The organism is Sphingomonas sp., from assembly GCF_048594985.1.
Lineage (GTDB): Bacteria > Pseudomonadota > Alphaproteobacteria > Sphingomonadales > Sphingomonadaceae > Sphingomonas_I.
Map to the genome: position 1 here is coordinate 31,583 of NZ_JBMDXG010000348.1, position 14,696 is coordinate 46,278.

At 69.7% G+C, this 14,696-nt stretch carries 16 protein-coding genes; 7 read left to right on the plus strand and 9 right to left on the minus strand.

All coding sequences use genetic code 11. From position 1 onward, the window contains the following. Positions 1 to 5: 5 nt before the first annotated feature. The 4 genes from ACOJSF_RS14525 to ACOJSF_RS14540 all read right to left on the minus strand — a co-directional run bounded on the left by ACOJSF_RS14525 (position 6) and on the right by ACOJSF_RS14540 (position 3,972). A complete protein-coding gene (locus tag ACOJSF_RS14525; protein WP_420142910.1) occupies positions 6 to 854 on the minus strand; it encodes a dienelactone hydrolase family protein in 849 nt (282 codons plus the stop codon). 73 nt (positions 855 to 927) lie between these two features. Further along, positions 928 to 1,758 (minus strand): type I methionyl aminopeptidase, encoded by an 831-nt coding sequence (gene map / locus ACOJSF_RS14530; RefSeq protein ID WP_420142911.1) that lies wholly within the window; start codon positions 1,756 to 1,758, stop codon positions 928 to 930. 59 nt (positions 1,759 to 1,817) lie between these two features. Then, positions 1,818 to 2,609 (minus strand): arginyltransferase, encoded by a 792-nt coding sequence (locus tag ACOJSF_RS14535; protein WP_420142912.1) that lies wholly within the window; start codon positions 2,607 to 2,609, stop codon positions 1,818 to 1,820. A 121-nt stretch (positions 2,610 to 2,730) separates the two neighbouring features. Next, complete coding sequence (locus ACOJSF_RS14540) at positions 2,731 to 3,972, minus strand: threonine ammonia-lyase (protein WP_420142913.1); 1,242 nt, start codon at positions 3,970 to 3,972, stop codon at positions 2,731 to 2,733. Between the two features lie 83 nt (positions 3,973 to 4,055). Between ACOJSF_RS14540 and ACOJSF_RS14545 the strand changes: the two genes are divergently transcribed. Both ACOJSF_RS14545 and ACOJSF_RS14550 read left to right on the plus strand, forming a co-directional pair. Beyond that, complete coding sequence (locus tag ACOJSF_RS14545; protein WP_420142914.1) at positions 4,056 to 4,922, plus strand: NAD(P)-dependent oxidoreductase; 867 nt, start codon at positions 4,056 to 4,058, stop codon at positions 4,920 to 4,922. Next, complete coding sequence (locus ACOJSF_RS14550; RefSeq protein ID WP_420142915.1) at positions 4,919 to 6,628, plus strand: amidohydrolase; 1,710 nt, start codon at positions 4,919 to 4,921, stop codon at positions 6,626 to 6,628. The genes ACOJSF_RS14545 and ACOJSF_RS14550 overlap by 4 nt, the downstream gene beginning before the upstream one ends. Positions 6,629 to 6,631: 3 nt before the next feature. Here the strand turns inward: ACOJSF_RS14550 and ACOJSF_RS14555 are convergent, their stop codons facing one another. Further along, positions 6,632 to 7,231 carry a redoxin domain-containing protein gene (locus tag ACOJSF_RS14555; RefSeq protein WP_420142916.1) on the minus strand — a complete coding sequence of 200 codons (600 nt, stop codon included), beginning with the start codon at positions 7,229 to 7,231 and terminating at the stop codon, positions 6,632 to 6,634. 178 nt (positions 7,232 to 7,409) lie between these two features. Here ACOJSF_RS14555 and ACOJSF_RS14560 point away from each other — a divergent pair, with 178 nt between their 5' ends. Beyond that, positions 7,410 to 8,159, plus strand: a complete 750-nt coding sequence (locus tag ACOJSF_RS14560) for an SDR family NAD(P)-dependent oxidoreductase (RefSeq protein ID WP_420142917.1) — start codon at positions 7,410 to 7,412, stop codon at positions 8,157 to 8,159. A gap of 4 nt (positions 8,160 to 8,163) precedes the next feature. Here ACOJSF_RS14560 and ACOJSF_RS14565 read toward each other — a convergent pair whose 3' ends face one another. Further along, on the minus strand, positions 8,164 to 10,188 hold the full coding sequence (locus ACOJSF_RS14565; protein WP_420142918.1) for a protein-disulfide reductase DsbD family protein: 2,025 nt from the start codon (positions 10,186 to 10,188) through the stop codon (positions 8,164 to 8,166). Further along, complete coding sequence (locus tag ACOJSF_RS14570; protein WP_420142919.1) at positions 10,185 to 11,141, minus strand: ArsR/SmtB family transcription factor; 957 nt, start codon at positions 11,139 to 11,141, stop codon at positions 10,185 to 10,187. The genes ACOJSF_RS14565 and ACOJSF_RS14570 overlap by 4 nt, the downstream gene beginning before the upstream one ends. Before the next feature lie 81 nt (positions 11,142 to 11,222). Here ACOJSF_RS14570 and ACOJSF_RS14575 point away from each other — a divergent pair, with 81 nt between their 5' ends. From ACOJSF_RS14575 to ACOJSF_RS14590, 4 genes are all read left to right on the plus strand, one after another. Beyond that, positions 11,223 to 12,212, plus strand: coding sequence for an MlaA family lipoprotein (locus ACOJSF_RS14575; protein ID WP_420142920.1), 990 nt, complete (start codon positions 11,223 to 11,225; stop codon positions 12,210 to 12,212). Further along, positions 12,209 to 12,493: a hypothetical protein gene (locus ACOJSF_RS14580; RefSeq protein WP_420142921.1), complete on the plus strand. Its 285-nt coding sequence runs from the start codon at positions 12,209 to 12,211 to the stop codon at positions 12,491 to 12,493. The genes ACOJSF_RS14575 and ACOJSF_RS14580 overlap by 4 nt, the downstream gene beginning before the upstream one ends. Before the next feature lie 58 nt (positions 12,494 to 12,551). Next, entirely contained in the window at positions 12,552 to 12,989 is a 438-nt protein-coding gene (locus tag ACOJSF_RS14585) for a GreA/GreB family elongation factor (RefSeq protein ID WP_420142922.1), read from the plus strand. Positions 12,990 to 13,057: 68 nt separating this feature from the next. Then, entirely contained in the window at positions 13,058 to 13,369 is a 312-nt protein-coding gene (locus ACOJSF_RS14590) for a hypothetical protein (RefSeq protein WP_420142923.1), read from the plus strand. 35 nt (positions 13,370 to 13,404) lie between these two features. Here the strand turns inward: ACOJSF_RS14590 and ACOJSF_RS14595 are convergent, their stop codons facing one another. Together ACOJSF_RS14595 and ACOJSF_RS14600 are read right to left on the minus strand one after the other, a co-directional pair. Further along, entirely contained in the window at positions 13,405 to 13,956 is a 552-nt protein-coding gene (locus tag ACOJSF_RS14595; RefSeq protein WP_420142924.1) for a DNA-3-methyladenine glycosylase I, read from the minus strand. Between the two features lie 136 nt (positions 13,957 to 14,092). Beyond that, on the minus strand, positions 14,093 to 14,696 hold a 604-nt coding region (locus ACOJSF_RS14600), incomplete at its 5' end, for a TCP-1/cpn60 chaperonin family protein (RefSeq protein WP_420142925.1).

A 14,696-nucleotide genomic window follows, 5' to 3' on the forward strand; every position in this document is an offset into this window, starting at 1 on the left:
CCCTGTCAGGCGACCCCGTGGGCGCGGAAATGCGCGAGCATCAGCGCCCATCCGTCCTTCGCGGCGGCGGCATCGTAGGACGCACGATAGTCGGCATGGAAGCCATGCTCGGCCTCCGGATAGAGGCGGAGCGACGATCCGGACTTGCCGGCCTTGGCAAGCGCCTCGGTCATCGCGGTCACGTCGCTGGCCGGAATGCCCTGGTCCTTGCCGGCATAGAGGCCGAGCACGGGCGCGCGCAGCGCGGCGGCACGCGGGATGACCGTGCCCAGCCGCCCGTACCAGGCGACACCCGCCTTGATGTCGGGATTGTCGATCGCCGCGCGCCACACCACCGTACCGCCCCAGCAGAAGCCGGTGATGCCGATCGCGCCCGGCTTGGCGAACGCCTGGCCCTTCAGCCACGCCGTCACCGCGCGGACGTCGCCATCGACCTGCGTGTCGCCCGCCTGCGCCACGATCGGGCGGATCTGCGCGAAATCGCTCAGCGCGGGCAGATTGACGCCCGACCGATAGAAGAAATCGGGCGCGATCGCGACGTAGCCGAGCGCCGCAAGGCGGCGGCAGACATCCTTGATATAGTCATGGACCCCGAAAATCTCGTTCACGACGATGATCGCCGCATGCGCGCCCTTGCCCGCCGGACGTGCGACATAAGCCGGAAGCGGCTTGTCCGCTCCGTTCGGGATCAGTGCTTCCTCGATCGTCAGCCCGTCGGCCGGGGTCCGAATCGGCTTAGCGTCCTGCGCCAGCGCGGCGACGGCATAGCCCGCGAAGAACATCGAGACGGCGGCGCGGCGGCCGACATGAAGGTCGTGCGGCGCGGTGCCGTCGGGACGGGTCAGAGTCGGCATTGCGGGCACCCTCCAGCGCTCATGGCGCGGGAAGGCTAACCTACATGGCGACCCGCATCAACGCAGGGCGCCGTCAGATGGGCTGATGCGGCAGGTCGAGGCCCTTCAGGCTTTTCGTGAAGATCTCGCACCCGTCCTCGGTGATCCCGATCGAATGTTCGAACTGCGCCGACAGCGAACGATCGCGCGTCACCGCCGTCCAGCCGTCGTCGAGCACCTTCACGTCGGGCCGTCCGATATTGATCATAGGCTCGATCGTGAAGAACATGCCCGGCTTGAGCTCGGGCCCGGTCCCGGGCCGGCCGACATGCACCACCTCGGGCGCGTCGTGGAACAGCAGGCCGACGCCGTGCCCGCAAAAGTCGCGCACCACGCCATAACGATACTTTTCTGCATGCGTCTGGATCGCATGGCCGATGTCGCCCAGCCGCGCGCCGGGCTTCGCGGCGGCGATGCCCAGCATCAGGCATTCGTACGTCACCTCGACGAGCTTGCGCGCCTTGAGCGAGACATCGCCCGCCAGATAGGTACGGTTCGAGTCGCCATGCCATCCGTCGAGCAGCGGCGTCACGTCGACATTGACGATGTCGCCGTCCTTGATCGTCTTCGGCCCAGGAATCCCGTGGCAGACGACATGGTTCACGCTGATGCAGCTGCTGTGCGTATAGCCGCGATAATTGAGCGTGGCGGGAACCGCGCCGCCCGCCAGCGTCATGTCGTAGACGATACGGTCGATCTCCTCCGTCGTCACGCCGGGGCGGATATGGGCACCCAGCGCGTCGAGGATTTCCGCCGCCAGCCGCCCGGCGCGGCGCATCCCCTCGAACCCCTCGGGGCCGTAGAGCTTGATCGCGCCCGTGCGCGCGACGGGCTCGCCCGCCGTCACCGTCTGATATTGAACCATGCGCCGGATATAGCGCCGGCGCGGCTAAATTTCCACTCGCCGCCCGGCGGGCGCGAAACCTAGAGCCTTGGGAACTTCAGCCCGCCATGGGCCGGCGGCGCGCTCGGCTCCAGCTCCGCCTCCTCGAACCGGCGCCAGCCATTGGGGCCTAGCCGCTCGATCGGCCGGTAGCGCACCTTGTACTGCATCCGCGCCGAGCCCTTCACCCAATAGCCGAGATAGACGTAGGGCAGGCCCACCGACCGTGCCCGCTGGATATGGTCGAGGATGATGAGCGTGCCGAGCCCGGGGCGATGTTCCAGATCGGGCTCGAAGAAGCTGTAGACCATCGACAGCCCGTCGGACTGCTGATCCGTGAGGCACGCCCCGACCAGCCGGCCCGGACGTCCATCGACCGACGGTTCGCGATATTCGACCATGAAGGTCGTGACCGGCGTCTGTTCGACCATGTCCGCGAAATCGAGCTCGTCCATCTCCGCCATGCCGCCGCCGGGGTGGCGCGCCGCGAGGTAGCGGCGGAGCAGCGCGAACTGTTCTTCGGTGGTCCATGGCGCGCACGCCTCGATCACCAGGTCCGAATGGCGGCGGAGCAGGCGCCGCTGGGTGGTGTTGGTCTTGAACTCGTCCGCCACCACGCGCACCGACACGCAGGCGTGACAATCGATGCAGCTCGGACGGTAGGCGACGCTCTGGCTGCGGCGAAATCCGATCCGTCCCAGCGCCTCATTGAGCTCGGACGCGTGAGTCCCGCTCAGTTCGGTGAACACCTTGCGCTCGGTCCGGCCCGGCAAATAGGGACACGGCGCCGGCGAGGTCACAAAAAAGCGCGGAAATTTGAATTGCGCACTCACTGTCGGACCAAGCCCCTCGCGCCCTGCATACCCCGCAAACGTTTATGCCTGCCGGAAAATGCGATGAAAAGGCGATTCACCACCTTTGATGGTTAAGGGCGCCCGCTTCCGCAACGGCCGGTCAGGCCAGCTCGACCGGGGTCACGTCATAGCCCTCGCCCCGGAGCGCGCCGATCAGGCGCTCGAGATGCGCCGCGTCGCGCGTCTCGCATTCGATGTCGGTGATCAACCCCTTGGCCGGCAAGGTCGAAAAGACGCGCTGGTGATAGACCTCGATGATGTTCACCTGCTCCTGATCGAACAGGCGCGCGACGTGATAGAGCGCGCCCGGCCGATCCTGCAACTTGATGCGCAGCCGTGCGAGCCGGCCCGAACGGGCAAGGTCGCGCAGCAGGACGTTCGCCAGCAGGCGCGGATCGATATTTCCGCCGCACAGGACGATGCCCACCGTCTTGCCCGCGAATCGCTCGGGATAGGCCAGCATCGCCGCCAGCCCCGCCGCGCCCGCCCCTTCGACCACCGTCTTTTCGATCTGCAGCAGCAGCGACACCGCCTGCTCCAGATGGCGTTCGGACACGAGCAGGATGTCGTCGACGATCCGTTCGATCATCTCGCCGGTGATCGATCCCGGCTCCTTGACCGCGATGCCTTCGGCCAGCGTATCGCCATGGCAGGGCAAGGCGGTGCCCTTGATGCGGTTGTACATCGACGGGTACAGCTCCGCCTCGACGCCGACCACCTCGATCCCCTTCGCCTTGGCGACCGTCGCGCAGCCGGAGATGAGGCCGCCGCCGCCGATCGGCACGATCAGCATGTCGATCGTCGGCGCATCCTCCAGCATCTCGATCGCGACCGTCCCCTGGCCGGCGATGACCTGCTCGTCGTTGAAGGGATGGACGATCGTCAATCCCTGCTCGGCCGCCTTCTCGCGGGCGAAGGCGAGCGATTCGTCGACATTCTCGCCCTGCAGGATCACGGTCGCGCCATGCCCCTCGGTCTGGCTGACCTTCACGTTGGGGGTGGACCGGGGCATCACGATCGTCACCGGAATGCCCAGCCGCGCGCCATGATAGGCGAGCCCCTGCGCATGGTTCCCGGCCGAAGCCGCGATCACGCCGCGCGTCCTGGCGCCTTCATCGAGCTGGAGCAATTTGTTGAGCGCGCCGCGCTCCTTGTAGGCGGCGGTGAACTGAAGATTCTCGAACTTCAGGTAGACGGTCGCGCCGGTGAGCTGGCCGAGCGTGAGGCTGACGAGCGTCGGCGTGCGGACGATCGCGGGGGCGATACGGTCATGCGCGGCATGCACGTCGTCGAGCGACACGGGAAGCGGTGTGTCCGTTTCGGACAGGGAAAGCGTGGCCATGGTCCCCGGCCCTAATCCCCCCGCCGCGCTTTTTGAACCCCGTGCGCTGGTACGTCGTCGCCAAGCGCCTTATGCGCGGCCGCATGGCAAAAGTCGCATTCATCGGCATGGGCGTGATGGGCGGGCCGATGGCGGGGCATCTCGCCGCCGCCGGGCACGCGGTCACCGTCTTCAACCGCTCCGAGGACAAGGCCGGCGCCTGGACCGCGCGCCACGGCGGAACGAGCGCGCCGACCCCGGCCGCCGCGGCCGAAGGCGCGGACGCGGTCTTCACCTGCGTCGGCGCGGACCATGATCTGGAGGAGGTGACGCTCGGCCGTGACGGCGCCTTCGGGGTAATGCGGGCGGGCACGCTGTTCGTCGATCACACAACCGTCTCGCCGCATATCGCGCGGCGGCTGGCGGACGAGGGGCGCGAGCGCGACCTGCTGGTGGTCGATGGGCCGGTGTCGGGTGGCCAGGCGGGCGCGGAGAATGGCACGCTGTCGATCATGTGCGGCGGCACGCGCGAGGCGGTCGAGCGCGCGCGCCCGCTGATGGAGGCCTATTCGTCGCGCATCGTCCATGTCGGCGAGGCGGGGGCCGGCCAGACGGCGAAGATGTGCAACCAGATCGCGATCGCCGGCGTCGTCCAGGGTGTCGCCGAGTCGCTGCGCTTCGCGCAGGCGGCCGGGCTCGACACCGCCAAGGTGTTCGACGCGATTTCGGCGGGCGCGGCGGGGAGCTGGCAGATGCAGAATCGCTGGGCGACGATGGCGCGCGACGAGTTCGACTTCGGCTTCGCGGTCGACTGGATGCGCAAGGATCTGGGGCTCGCGCTGGAGGAGGCGCGGCGCAACGGCGCGACCCTGCCGGTGACCGCGCTGGTCGACCAATTCTATGCCGAGGTGCAGCAGATGGGCGGAGGACGGCAGGACACGTCCTCGATTGTGCGCAGGCTCGGCCGATGATGCGCGGACCCGTGAAGATCGGCGCGCCGCTCGCGCTGCTCGCTTTCCTGCTCGCGGCCGCCCCGGCCGACGCGCGCAAGCGCCAGCCGCCGCCTCCCGAAATCCCCGTCACCGAGCAGGGGCTGGTCGACAACGTCAACGGCTATACGATCGATGCCCATGGCGCGCTGCTGCGCTTCAACGGCCTGCTGATCGACCGGAAGGGCCGCGTCGCCAAGCTGCTGAACGAAGGCGACGCACGCCCGCAGCGCCCCGATTTCCGCCTCGACGGGCAGGGCAGGACGATGCTGCCCGGGCTGTTCGACGCACACGGGCATGTGGCCGGGCTCGGCTCGCAGGCGCTCAGCCTCGACCTCAGCCGCACCGCCAGCCTCGCCGACGCGCAGGCCGCGCTCAAGGCCTATGCGGCCGAGAACCAGAACCGGGCGTGGGTCCGGGGTGGCGGCTGGAACCAGGAGCGCTGGGCGCTGGGACGATTCCCGACCGCCGCCGATCTCGATGCCGTCGTGAAGGACCGGCCGGTGCTGCTCGAACGGGTCGACGGCCATGCGCTGCTCGCGAATTCGGCGGCGATGGCGGCGGCGGGCGTGACCGCGAAGACGCCCGACCCCGCCGGCGGGCGGATCGAGCGGGATGCAAAGGGCAATCCCACGGGCCTGTTCGTCGACGCCGCGATGGCGCTGGTCGCGCGCGCCGCGCCCGCGCCGCTGCCGCGCGAGCGCGACGCCGCGATCGCCAAGGCGCAGGACATCCTGCTCGCCGACGGCATCACCGCCACCGCCGACATGGGGACCAGCGTCGAGGAATGGGAATCGATGCGCCGCCTGGGCGATACCGGGCGGCTGCGCATGCGGATCACCTCCTATGCCGGCGGGATCGACGCGCTGCTGACGGTCGCGGGATCGCAGCCGACGCCGTGGCTGTATGACGGGCGCCTGCGCATGATCGGCGTGAAGCTCTATGCTGATGGCGCGCTCGGCTCGCGCGGGGCGTGGCTGAAGCAGCCTTATGCCGACATGCCGTCGACCAGGGGCCTCCAGTTCCTCGACGATGCCAAGCTGCGCAACCTGATGAGCCGCGCGGCGATGGACGATTTCCAGGTCGCGATCCATGCGATCGGCGACGCGGCGAATGCGCAGGCGCTCGCCGCGATCGACGAGCTGGCGGAAACCTACAACGGCGACCGCCGCTGGCGCGTCGAACATGCGCAGATCGTCGATCCGGCCGATCTGGCCCGGTTCGCGCGCAACGGCACGATCGCGTCGATGCAGCCGACGCACGCCACGTCGGACCATGCCATGGCGGCCAAGCGTCTCGGCGCCGCACGATTGGCAGGCGCCTATGCGTGGAAGGCGATGCTCGACAATCGCGTACCTTTGGCATTCGGATCGGATTATCCGGTCGAGGATCCGAACCCCTTTGCGGGCCTCGCGGCGGCGGTGACGCGCGAGGATGCGGCCGGCGATCCCCCCGGCGGTTTTCTGCCCGAACAGCGGATCACGCTGACGCAGGCGCTCGCGGCCTTCACCACGGGCGCAGCCTATGCCGCGCGGATGGAGGATCGCGCCGGCAGCCTCGAGCCCGGGCATTTCGCCGACTTCATCCTGCTCGATCGCGATCCGTTCAAGATCGATGCGCGAACGCTGCGCGAGACGCGCGTGCTGGAAACCTGGATCGGCGGCGTCCGCGCCTGGGTCCGCAAATAGTCGCTAGCTGGCGTACTTGACCGAGCAACCGTAGGCGCGCGCCTGCCGGGTTGCGACCGGCCGCCCGGCCTTGAGATCGGTCAACGCCGCCAGCACCATATTCTTGGCCTTGGGCAGGTCGGCCACATCCGCGCTCGGAATGTCGTCGATGCCGCCGGCGTAAGCGAGCCTCCCGTCCGGCGCGATCACGAACATGTGCGGCGTGGTCCGCGCGCCGTAGAGCCGCCCGATCGCGCCATCGGGGTCGAGCAGATAGGCGCTCGTCACCGCCTTGGCCGAGCGGACGAAGCGGACCGCCTCCGGCCCCGACATGTGCCCCTGCTGTCCGGGCGCGCCCGAATTGACCGTCAGCCAGACCGCGCCGGCCGCGCGGGCGGCGGCCTGCGTCTTCTGCATATTGCCCTTGTAATGCTTCTGCACGAAGGGACAGCCTGGGTTGTTCCACTCGAGCACCACCGTCTTGCCGCGATAATCGGCGAGGCGGACGGTGCGGCCATCAGCAGCCTTAGCCGCGAAGTCAGGCGCAGGCCGACCGACCGCGGCTGCGGCGAAGAGGGCGGGCGCGGCACCGAGCGCCACGATCACGGCGATATAGGGCTTCATCACGAGTCTCCACCGGGCGGGCGATGGAATGTCTGCTCCGGACGGGCCGCGGTCAACCGCGGCTCGCGTCGCCAGGAAGAGACCTACAAAGTTTCTATAACGTGCGGTATAGATTTGCTCGATAGCGGCGCGGACAGGCGGCTCTACATCGGCGTCGATCCATTACGGGAGAAAAACGATGACCGACCTTACCAATCAAACCGCCCTCGTGACCGGCGCCTCGCGCGGCATCGGTCGCGCGACCGCGCTCAGCCTTGCCAAAGCGGGCGCGCGCACCATCATTCATTACAGCGCGAGCCGCGCCGCCGCCGAGAAGGTGGTCGAGGAAATCCGTGCCGCAGGCGGCCAGGCCGACCTGATCGGCGGCGATCTGGCCGCGCCCGACGGCGCGCACAAGCTGGCCGAAGCGGTGAAGGCGCTGGGCATCGAGCGCCTCGACATCCTCGTCGCCAATGCCGGTGTGGCCAACAGCGCGCCGATCGAGGAGCAGACGGTCGACGACTTCGACTTCCAGTTCGCGGTCAACGTCCGCGCGCCGTTCTTCCTGGTCCAGCAGCTGCTGCCGCTGCTGGGTGAGGGATCGCGCGTGATCCTGCTGTCGTCGGTCGTGGCGCGCGCCGCGTTCGAGGGGCTGTCGGCCTATTCGGCGACCAAAGGCGCGGTCGAGGTGCTGACCCGTACCTTCGCCAAGGAGCTTGGGCCGCGCGGAATTCGCGTCAATGCGATCGCGCCGGGGGCGATCGACACCGACATGGCGCAGGGCTTCCTCGGCAGCGAGGAGGGCCGCGACTATATCAAGGGCCTGCAGGCGCTGAAGCGGATCGGCCAGCCCGACGACATTGCCGATGCGGTGCTGTTCCTCGCGTCGGATCAATCGCGCTGGGTCGACGGGCGCTCGCTCGAGGTGAGCGGCGGCGCCAACCTCTGACCGCTTATCCGAGCCGCGCGAGCAGCCCCGGCGTCAGGACCTGGGGTAGTTCGCGCGGCTCGGCCCCGCCCGGCGGGTAATAAAGGTAGAAGGGCACGCCCGAGCGGCCATGCGCTTCGAGGAAGCGGCTGATGGCCGGATCGCCGCGCGTCCAGTCGCCCGACATCACCGCGACCTTCTTCGCCGCGAAGGCCTGCTTCACCTCCGCGCGCTCGATCGCGGCCTTCTCGTTGACCTTGCAGGTCAGGCACCAGTCGGCGGTGAAGTAGAGGAAGACCGGCCGCCCTTCCGCGCGGAGGGCGGCAAGCCGAGCCCCGTCGAACCGCTCCGCCCCTGCCGTCTGCGGCGTCGCCTCCACCGCCATCGGCGCAACACTGGTGACGATCAGCAAAGCGGCAGCAAGCGTGCCGCCGAGCGCCGGCAGCCAAGCGCCGGACGCGAGCCGGTGCTGGCGCCGCCCCGCCCACCACAATCCGAACGCGAGGAGCAGCGCGGCGGCGAGGCCGAGCGTCATTCCGTCCACCCCCGCCTGCCGCCCGAGGATCCAGGCAAGACCCAGCGCGGTGATCAGCATCGGCACCGCCAGGATGCGTCGAAACACGTCCATCCACGCGCCCGGCCGGGGCAACAGCCTGCGGAGCGCCGGCACGAAGCCGAGCAGCAGAAATGGCAACGCCAGCCCCAACCCTAATCCGATGAAGACGGCCATCGCCCCCGCCGCCGGCAGCAACAGCGCCGCGCCCAGCGCCACCCCCATGAACGGGCCGGTGCATGGAGTCGCGATGAACGCCGCGAGCGCACCCGTCCAGAATGCGCCCGCCGCGCCGCCCGACGCGGCGAGTCCCCCGCCGGCCGAAAGCGCGGGCAGGTCGAACAGTCCCGCGCGATTGAATCCGATCGCGAGCACCAGCAGCATCAGCAGCGCGAGCACGCGCGTATCCTGAAGCTGGAACGCCCCGCCGGCAAGCCCGCCCGCCGCGCGCAGCCCGAGCAACGCCCCGCCGAGCAGCGCGCAGACGAGCACGACCCCGCCCGTATAGGCCAGCGCCTCGATCCGGGCCGAGCGCGCGCTTTCGCCCGAGCGCGCGAGGCTCAGCGCCTTCAGGCTGAGGATCGGAAACACGCAAGGCATGATGTTGAGCAGCAGCCCGCCCAGCACTGCGCCACCGAGCGCCAGCAGGAAGCCGCCCGCATCCGCGCGGCCTTCCCGCGCCGCCGGCGGCGTGAGCGCCGCGACCTTGCCCGGCACCGCGTCGAGCGCGACGCCCGCGCTTTTCCCGATCCGCAACACGCCTTCGATCTTGGCGGGCGCCGGGCCGTCACGCGCGGCGGTCTCCACGACGAGGCGATCGCCCTCACGCGTCACCGCTTGGCTGGCGGCATAGTCGACCACGCCGTCGGTCAGCGGGAAGAAATAGGGGTCCGCCACCGCCGCCCCGGCGGGCAGCGGCACCTCCAGCCGGAAGCGGCCGTTCGCGGTCTCGAACCGCGCGGGCGCGCCAAGCGGCCTGGGCAAAGCGGCGCGCCAGCGATCGAAGCGCGTCCTGTCCTGTGGCGCGACCGCGCCATCGCCCACCGTCAGGCGCAGCGCCAGCGTCGCCGTTTCGGGCACGCACACCTGCGGGTTGCAGGCGAGCCAGTCGAATTTGGCGCGAAGCGGCAGCGGCGTGCCGGGGGCCAGCCCCGCCGGCACGTCGACCGTCACGAGCAGGGCGTAATCATGCTCGTAGACATAGTTCATCAGCCCGGCGAGCAGCAGCGTTTCGGGCACCGGATAAAGCAGCGGCCCGAAGGCCAGCCCGCGCGGCGCGTCCCACGCGATTCGTGCCTCCAGCCCCGCGTCGCCCGGATTCTGCCAGTAGCCGTGCCATGTGGCTTCGGGCTTCATCGCGATCGCCAGCGTAACGCGCGATCCCGCCGCCGGGCTTGTCGTCTCAGCCAGAAGCGTGGGCGTGATATGGGTCGGCGCGGCATGCGCCGTCCCGGCCAGCAGGAGCAGCGCGAGGAGGTGAAGGATGCGGCGGATCATGCCGCCGCCCTCAGCCGCCGGTCGTCCGCGCGGCGCAGGCCCAGCCAGATCTTCACCGTCAATTCTCCTCCCGCCAGCGTCTCGGTCGCCGCCGGATCGAGCCCGGCGGCCACGAACCAGCCCGCCATCTGCTCATCGTCGAAGCCGAGCCGGGCGTGCCCCTCGCGCTCACGCAGTTCCTCGCGCTCGTGCGCGGCGAAATCGACGATCAGCAGCCGCCCACCGGGCGCGATCAGCCGCGCCGCCTCGCGTACCGCCGCCGCCGGCGCCTCAGCATAATGGAGCACGAGATGGAGCACGACCGTATCCGCGCTCTCGCCGTCGAGCGGCAGTGCGTACATGTCGCCCTGGCGCAGGTCGGCGCCCGCGATCCCCGCCGCCGCCATCCGGGCGCGGGCGAAACGCAGCATTTCGGGCGAGCGATCGATCCCGATCGCGCTGTCAGCATCGCTGCCGAGCAGTTCGAGCATGCGCCCGGTGCCCGTGCCGATGTCGACCAGCCGCCCGATCGGATGGTTCGCGAGCAGATGCGCGATCGCCGCCTCGACCTGCTCCTCGGCCACATGGAGCGAGCGGATCGCGTCCCAATCCGCCGCATGCGCGTTGAAATATGCCTCGGCCGCCGCCGCGCGATCGGCGCGAACCGCCTCCAGCCGCGCAGCATCGGCCAGCTCCCACTTTTCAGCCGCCGAATCGCGCCAGCCGTCGATCGCCGTGAACAGCGCCGGGCTGGCCGATGGCCCCAGCCGCAGGAAGACCCAGCTTCCCTCGCGCCGGCGACCGCACAGGCCGACATCGGTCAGGATGCGGACGTGGCGCGACACGCGCGGCTGGCTCTGCCCCAGCACCTGCGCCAGTTCGCCCACCGACAATTCCATCCGCCGCAGGAGCGCGACGATGCGCAGCCGCGTCGGATCGGCGAGCGCGCGAAACAGGGCAAGCGGTGAGACCATCGTGCCACCGTCGTGCGGCGACGCCGCAAGGTCAAGCAGGGTGCTTGCCGCGAAGGGCGCGCTATGGCACGGCCCGGCATCATGACAGCCCCCCGTCTCGGCCTGGCCGCGCTCCCCCTCCTCGCTCTGGTCGGCTGTGCCACGGTGCCGGGTCAGGATCGCCTTGCGCAGCGCGATCCGCTCGAAGGTTTTAACCGCGCGATGTGGGGGTTCAATCAGGGCGCCGACAAGGTCGTCATCAAGCCGGTGACGAGCGTCTACCGCGCGGTCGCGCCGCGTCCGGTGCGGCAGGGCGTCAGCAACTTCTTCTCCAATCTGACCGAGCCCTGGTCGCTGATCAACAACCTGCTGCAGGGCAAGCCGAAGCGCGCGGCGACGAACCTGCGCCGCTTCCTCATCAACACGACGATCGGCATCGGCGGCGTGATGGACCAGGCGAGCAAGATGGGCGTGCAACCCGCGCCCGAGGATCTGGGCCAGACGCTGGCGACGTGGGGCGTCAATGCCGGCCCCTACCTCGTCCTGCCGCTGCTCGGCCCGTCGACCTTGCGCGACGGCGTCGGCACCGCCGCCGCCGGATTCGCCGATCCGGTTTCCTACGGGGTCAATCAGGCGGACGTGAACGTCTGGTACAAGCGCGGTTATTGGGCCGCGCGTACCGTCAGCATCCGGTCCGACCTGATCGACAGCGGCGCGGACGCCTTCCTCAAGTCGAGCCTCGATCCCTATGCCACGGCGCGCTCGGCCTATCTGCAGAGCCGGCGCGCGCAGATCCTCGATCAGGGTCAGGGCGCGGATGCGGGGCAGTCCGGCGCGATGCTGCCGGGTGCCGCCACCGCCGTCACCCCGATGGGCGAGCCCGCGACCGCGCCGGGCGATGCCAATGCGGCCGGCATGAGCGCGGCACCGCTTCCCGGCGACGACGCCCCCGCCAGCGCCGCGCCGATGCCGGGCGGCGACGATGCGCCCGCGACCACGCCGACGCCCGATTCGCAGACCCCGCTTCCGGAAAGCGGAGCCCCGATGCCGGGCGACGACACGCCCCAGCTGCCGGCTGACCCGCAGCCGTGAAAGCGACGCTGACGGTGGGACTGCTGCTCACGCTCGCCGCCTGCGGGCGGAGCGGTGTGGCCGACGTCACGCTGGATGCCGACGCAGCCCAGCGCGAGGCGACCGCCGCCAAGACCCTCGCCGATCTCGCGGCGGCCGACGCGGCGGCGCGAGGGCCGGCCCCGGTCTATGCCGCGCCGTCGCGCCGTCCCGAACCGGCGCGCGTGCCGGAGGTGGAGAGCGCAGCGGACGCCATGCTTCCTATCGATCCCGCGCCGGCGGCGACCGCGAACGGCGAATAGCGGAACAAGGACGCCGCGTCGGACGCTTCTTGCGTCTATCCCACAGGAGTTTGATGCGATGAGCGTGGCGTTTCGCCGCGAAAGCGACGACGAGCATCTGGAGCCGAAGTTCGAGCTGCCCATCCCGCCCGGGCCTAATCTGGTGACCGCGCGCGGCCTGGCGCTGATCGAGGAAAAGGTCGCCGCGCTCGAAGCGCTGCCCGAGCCCGGCGAACCGCAGAAGCGCGACCTGCGCTACTGGCGCCAGCGCCTCGCCACCGCCCAGCTGACCCCGGCCCCCGAAGGCGATGAAGCGGGCTTCGGCAGCCGGGTCGCGTTCCGGCTCAACGGCGCCGAGCGCGAGATCCAGATCGTCGGCGAGGACGAGGCCGATCCGCATGCCGGCCTGCTCGCGCTATCGGCGCCGCTCGCCCAGGCGCTGATCGGCGCGGGTGAGGGCGACCGGCTGGCGTTCGGCGGCCGGCCCGAGGCGATCGAGGTGCTGCGCGTCGGCTGACGGCACCTTTGCGCCCGAACGGCGTTGCCTCCGCCGAAACGATGTCACGACCCAGGAGGATGCACCTTATGACCCTACGTTTCGCCGTGCCGATGATCGCCGCCGCCGCGCTGACCCTCGGCGCCTGCTCGCAGAGCACCGAGAACCATACCGAAGCGGCCGCCGAGTCGGCGGGTAACGACATCGCGACCGCCACGGACAATGCCGCCGCCGACATCGACGCTGGCGCGGACCGCGCGGGCGCGGCGGTCGACAACGGTCTCGACCGTGCGGGTGCGGCAATGGAGCGGGCGGGCGACGCCACCGCCAATGCGACCGCCAACGGCCTCAACGCGGCCGGCAATGCGGCGGACCGCACGGCAGCCGACCTGCGCCGCTGATCCCAGCGGGAGGGATCGCTCCGGCGCGGTCCCTCCTAGACCTGACCCCGGCGGAAGCAGTGCGGGGCATGGTCGTTGACCATCCCGACCGCCTGCATGAACGCATAGGCGATGGTCGGGCCGACGAACTTGAACCCCTTGCGCTTGAGCGCCTTCGACATCGCGTCGGACACAGGCGTGCTGGCGGGAATGTCGATCCCGTCATTGATCCGCGTGGTTCCGCCCGCGAGCCCCCACAGCCAGCCGGCGAAATCCTCGCCCGCCTCACCCATCGCCAGAAAAGCGCGGGCATTGCCGATCGTCGCTTCGATCTTGGCACGGGCACGGATGATGCGGTCGTCCTGCATCAGCGCATCGACCTTCGCCGCGTCATAGCGGGCGACGATCTGCGGATCGAACCCGTCGAAGGCGGCGCGGAAGCCATCGCGGCGGTGGAGGATCGTGCGCCACGACAGGCCGGCCTGAAATCCCTCCAGCACCAGCATCTCCCATAGGAGGCGCGGATCGTGGACAGGCACACCCCATTCGGTGTCGTGATAGGCCTGCATCAGCGGATCGCCCTCGGCCCATGCGCAGCGCGTGGTCATTCGGTCTGCTCCCCGGTTGGACGATCATCGTGACCCCACCGCAGCGGACGAACCGGGAGAGGGCAGGGTCGCATATAACGTGAAAGGGCCGGGGATCGCTCCCCGGCCCTTCCTGTGTGCGTCGTTCGAGAAGGACTTAAAAGTCCATGCCGCCCATGCCGCCCATGCCGCCGCCGGGCATGCCGCCCGCCGGTGCCTTGTCGTCGGCCGGCAGCTCGCTCACCGCCGCTTCGGTGGTGATGAGCAGGCCCGCGACGGACGCGGCGTTCTGGAGCGCGGTGCGCACGACCTTGGTCGGGTCGATCACGCCGGCCTGGACCAGGTTCTCGTACGTGTCGGTCTGGGCGTTGAAGCCCTGCGTCGGATCGTTGCCCTCGAGCAGCTTGCCCGAGACCACCGCGCCGTCATGGCCGGCATTGGTCGCGATCTGGCGGACCAGCGCAGTCAGCGACTTGCGGACGATGTCGATGCCGCGCGTCTGGTCGTCATTGGCGCCGGTGACACCTTCGAGGACCTTCGACGCGTACAGCAGCGCGGTGCCGCCGCCCGGAACGATGCCTTCCTCGACCGCGGCGCGGGTCGCGTGCAGCGCGTCGTCGACGCGGTCCTTGCGCTCCTTCACTTCGACTTCCGAAGCACCGCCGACCTTGATGACAGCAACGCCGCCAGCAAGCTTGGCGAGACGCTCCTGCAGCTTTTCGCGGTCGTAGTCCGACGTGGTGACTTCGATCTGCGAACGG